5 protein-coding genes are annotated in these 4115 nt (G+C 35.1%); 4 read left to right on the top strand and 1 reads right to left on the bottom strand.

From position 1 onward, the window contains the following. A partial coding sequence (locus ABJI11_RS06850) for a PHP domain-containing protein (protein ID WP_348350637.1) occupies nucleotides 1-1029 on the bottom strand: 1029 nt, incomplete at its 3' end. Between the two features lie 400 nt (nucleotides 1030-1429). Here ABJI11_RS06850 and ABJI11_RS06845 point away from each other — a divergent pair. From ABJI11_RS06845 to ABJI11_RS06830, 4 genes are all read left to right on the top strand, one after another. Continuing rightward, nucleotides 1430-1996 carry a 30S ribosomal protein S16 gene (locus ABJI11_RS06845; RefSeq protein WP_276491858.1) on the top strand — a complete coding sequence of 189 codons (567 nt, stop codon included), beginning with the start codon at nucleotides 1430-1432 and terminating at the stop codon, nucleotides 1994-1996. Between the two features lie 13 nt (nucleotides 1997-2009). After that, nucleotides 2010-2537 (top strand): ribosome maturation factor RimM, encoded by a 528-nt coding sequence (rimM, locus tag ABJI11_RS06840; RefSeq protein ID WP_348350635.1) that lies wholly within the window; start codon nucleotides 2010-2012, stop codon nucleotides 2535-2537. A gap of 110 nt (nucleotides 2538-2647) precedes the next feature. After that, nucleotides 2648-3733: a histidine kinase gene (locus ABJI11_RS06835; protein WP_348350633.1), complete on the top strand. Its 1086-nt coding sequence runs from the start codon at nucleotides 2648-2650 to the stop codon at nucleotides 3731-3733. Next, the coding region (locus ABJI11_RS06830) for a response regulator (RefSeq protein ID WP_348350631.1) at nucleotides 3730-4115 on the top strand (386 nt) is incomplete at its 3' end. The genes ABJI11_RS06835 and ABJI11_RS06830, both read left to right, overlap by 4 nt.

Raw genomic sequence — 4115 nt, 5'->3', positions numbered from 1 at the left:
TTCTTGCCCTTCTTCTAAGGTGCCGTTTTGTGTAGCTTCATATCTTTTTTGATTTGCTTCGTTTCTAGAAACAACACCTTTATTGTGATTTAATACTCCGTTTACAAAATGGAAAGCACCCATCATATTGGCATGATCCGTCATGGCAACTGCAGGCATATTGGCTTTTGCCGCGGCTTTTACCAAATCAGGTACGCTTATGGTAGATTGTAATATGGAGAATTGTGTGTGATTGTGTAAGTGCGCAAAACTTGCGTTTTCTAAGGTGGCAAGATTTTCTTCTATTTCTTCTTGAGAAACGCCACCAGTATCTTTAGCCCAAAGTGCATCGGCTATTTTTTTCGATGCTTTCTTAAGGTTGATATGTTTAAGACCGATAAGTTCTATTTCCTTCGGATTCGCCTCAGAGAAATTCTTGAAATAATCGGGCTGAACATCTAATTGTTCTTTGGTATATTGTTGCTTACGAATAAGTTCTAGAAAACAACGGGTAGTTGCCTCAACATCGGCAGTTGCATTATGCGCTTCGCCAAAAGGTTCGCCAAATAAAAATTGATGCAGTTCCGTTAAGGTAGGTAGTTTAAATTTACCGCCACGTCCACCAGGAATTTGGCACAATTGTGCCGTATGCTCGGTACAGGTATCTAAAACAGGTAGTTCCTGTAACGGATTTTCAACTCCTAAACGGTGGAACTCCGCGCCCATAATATTGACATCGAACCCAACATTTTGCCCAACAATGAATTTTGTTTTAGACATGGCAATGTTGAATTTCTCAAGAACTTCTGCCAGCGAAATACCTTTTTGTTCAGCTAGCTCTGTAGAAATACCGTGAATTTGTTCTGCGTCATATGGAATGTTGAATCCGTCTGGGCGCACTAGGTAATCTTCATGCTCAATGCAATTTCCCATATCGTCATGCAACTGCCAAGCTATTTGAATACAACGTGGCCAGTTGTCGGTGTCGGTAATAGGTGCGTTCCAGTTTTTTGGAAGACCGGTGGTTTCGGTATCAAAGATGAGGTACATATAGAATATTCTGTGTGTTCAAAAGCGGTCAAGTCATTGACCTAAAAAGTGCGTATAAAATTACAAAAAAGTGATGGTTGAAAAGGTGGTTCTTACAAAGAGTTATTAACGTATGGTTTTAAAGTGGGTTTTTTAATATAAGTCAGTTTTGTTTTATTACTTGTACACTTTAGAATAGCTGTTTAAGGTGGTATTTGAAGCTCTAAATATGACTTCTTCGTTTTAAGTAATTAATCAATAATTTTCTAAAGAATAAATAACTTGAATTCATTGTTGCCAATTCAGCATTTTGAATTATATTTGCACCCGCTTTCAGATTAGCTTTGCTCACTGATGGCGAACGAGTTAAAAAAACTAGAATTAATAATCAAGGGTCGGGCACCCTACAAATTAATGTGATATGCCAGTAAAAATTAGATTACAAAGACACGGTAAAAAAGGAAAACCATTCTATTGGGTAGTTGCTGCAGATGCAAGAGCTAAAAGAGATGGTAAGTTTTTAGAGAAATTAGGTATCTACAATCCTAATACAAACCCTGCAACAATTGAACTTGATGTTGATAGTTCTGTAAAGTGGTTACAAAACGGTGCACAACCAACAGATACTGCTAAAGCTATTCTTTCTTACAGAGGTGTTCTTTTAAAGCATCACTTATTAGGTGGTGTACGTAAAGGTGCATTGACTGAAGAGCAAGCTGAAGAAAAGTTCAATGCTTGGGTTACTGAAAAAGAAGCTGCTATTGCCGATAAAGTTGGTGGTATAGATAAAGTTAAAGCTGATGCTAGAGCTGCTGCGCTAAAAGCTGAGAAAGAAGTTAATGATAAGCGTGCCGCTGAAGCTGCAGCTGCTGCATTACCAGAAACTCCAGAAGGAGAAAGTGCTGAAGAAGAAGTAGAAGCTGTTGAAGCTGCTGGTGAGCCAGAGCAAGCTACAGAAGCACCTGCTGCTGAAGAAGATAAAGCATAATTCTTAAGAGACGATGCGAAAGGAAGATTGTTTCTACCTAGGTAATATCGTTTCAAAATATAGTTTCAAAGGTGAGGTTCTAGTAAAACTAGATACCGATGACCCCGAGATTTACGAAAACATGGAATCAGTATTCGTTTCTTTAGGAAACAATCTGGTTCCATTTTTTATTAAAAGATGTCGACTTCACAAATCTAACTTACTTCGTATAGATTTTGAAGAGGTGAAATCAGAATCTGATGCTAATCGCATTATGAAGTCTGGACTCTATTTACCCCTTACCATGTTGCCTAAACTTTCAGGTAATAAGTTTTATTACCACGAAATTATCGGTTTTTCTATGATAGATTCTGTTCACGGTGATATTGGTATTATACAAAGTGTCAACGATACTACGGCACAGGCCTTGTTTGAAGTTGAAAAAGATGGTGTACAATTATTGATACCTGTAAGTGATGATATCATTACTAAAGTAGATCGCAAAAACAAAAGTATTTTTGTGACTACTCCTGATGGTCTGGTTGATTTGTATTTGTCTTAAATGTCACTTTTTTTAGTATGTTCTTTATAGAATGGCATACTTTAATAATGTTTTTTTAATTACCATTATCTAATTACGTATTGTTCGGTTAAAAACACTAATTTTCAATTGTGGATATTAGATTAATGAAGTTTTTACGCAGACCAAAGTTTTTTGGTACAAGTGAGATCAAACCTTGGCATCATATTTTATTTTGGTCCGTTTACTTCATCTTCAATACTTTTCGTTGGACGTTTATACATGATGATTTTCTGCTCTCACTACGTACCAATTTAATTGGTTTTCCTATACATATGTTTTTAGCGTATTTGAATGCCTATTATCTAATGCCTAAATTCATTTATACTAAAAAGTATTTTCAGTATACCGTATTTATTTTATTGTCTTTGGTTTTGATGCTTTTATTTAAATATAACCTTACTTATTACTTGGTAAGTACAGATGTTATGCCTGAAGCAAATGAAGTTGTAGATTCACTCACCGTTGGTTTTGCTGTACAAAGTATGATAGGTGAGGTATATGTAATTTCATTTTTTACAGCAATTAAGCTTACCGTAGATTGGTTAAGGGAAAGTAGTAAGCTTCATGATCTTGAAAAACGACAACTTAAAACAGAACTTCGGTTTTTGCGGTCTCAGGTATCGCCACATTTTTTCTTCAATACTTTAAATAATATATACTCTTTGACCTTAGAAAAATCTGATCAGGCACCAGAGGTTATTTTGAAGTTGTCAGAACTAATGCGCTATTTGTTGTATGCTACTAAAAAACAGCGTCAAGATTTAACCAGTGAAATTAATTGTATTAGAAATTACATAGATTTGGAGCGTATTCGGTTTGATGATTCTTTGAAGATAGATATGAATATCTCAGGTAATCTTACCAATTGTAAAATATCACCTATGCTACTGATTCCTCTTATTGAAAATTGTTTCAAACATGGAGCTAATAAAAATATAGGAGAAATGAAGATTTTAATCGATATCAAGGTCGATGAGGAATTTATGGATTTTAAGGTGTCGAACTCCATACCATTGGTAAATAAAGAATATGTTTACCCTGTAAAGCGTGGTGGTATTGGACTCTCGAATGTTAAAAAACGTTTAGAGTTGGGGTATGGTAAAAATGATTACGATTTAAAGATTTTTGAGGAAGATAATATGTTCAATGTTTTTTTAAAGCTTAAGGTGATATGATTTTGAAAGTGATAGTAGTTGATGATGAACCATTGGCAGTAAATGTGCTTAAAAACTATATAGAAAGAGTAAAAGAATTGCAATTAGAAGGTACATTTTCTAATGCCTTAGATGCATCTACCTTTTTAAGAGACCATCATGTAGATATTATGTTTCTTGATATTAATATGCCTTTTCTTGACGGCCTGGAATTTTTGAGTACGCTTCATAAAAAGCCGTTTGTTATTATGACCACGGCACATGAAGAGCATGCCTTGAAAAGTTTTGAACTACAAGCGATAGATTATTTAGTAAAACCGATATCATTGCCACGTTTTTTTAAATCTGTAGATCGTGTTATCGGTCTTAAGAAAGGTTCAGGTAGTGGTAGTTCAGATAAAGA

Origin of the sequence: Maribacter sp., from assembly GCF_039968975.1 — a bacterium.
Lineage (GTDB): Bacteria > Bacteroidota > Bacteroidia > Flavobacteriales > Flavobacteriaceae > Maribacter.
This window is presented reverse-complemented; position numbering and strand designations above follow the sequence as displayed.

Bases quoted from the DNA above. Each gene is read 5' to 3' on its own strand.
- rimM (WP_348350635.1), top strand. From the start codon at position 2,010: ATGCGAAAGGAAGATTGTTTCTACCTAGGTAATATCGTTTCAAAATAT.
- ABJI11_RS06845 (WP_276491858.1), top strand. From the start codon at position 1,430: ATGCCAGTAAAAATTAGATTACAAAGACACGGTAAAAAAGGAAAACCA.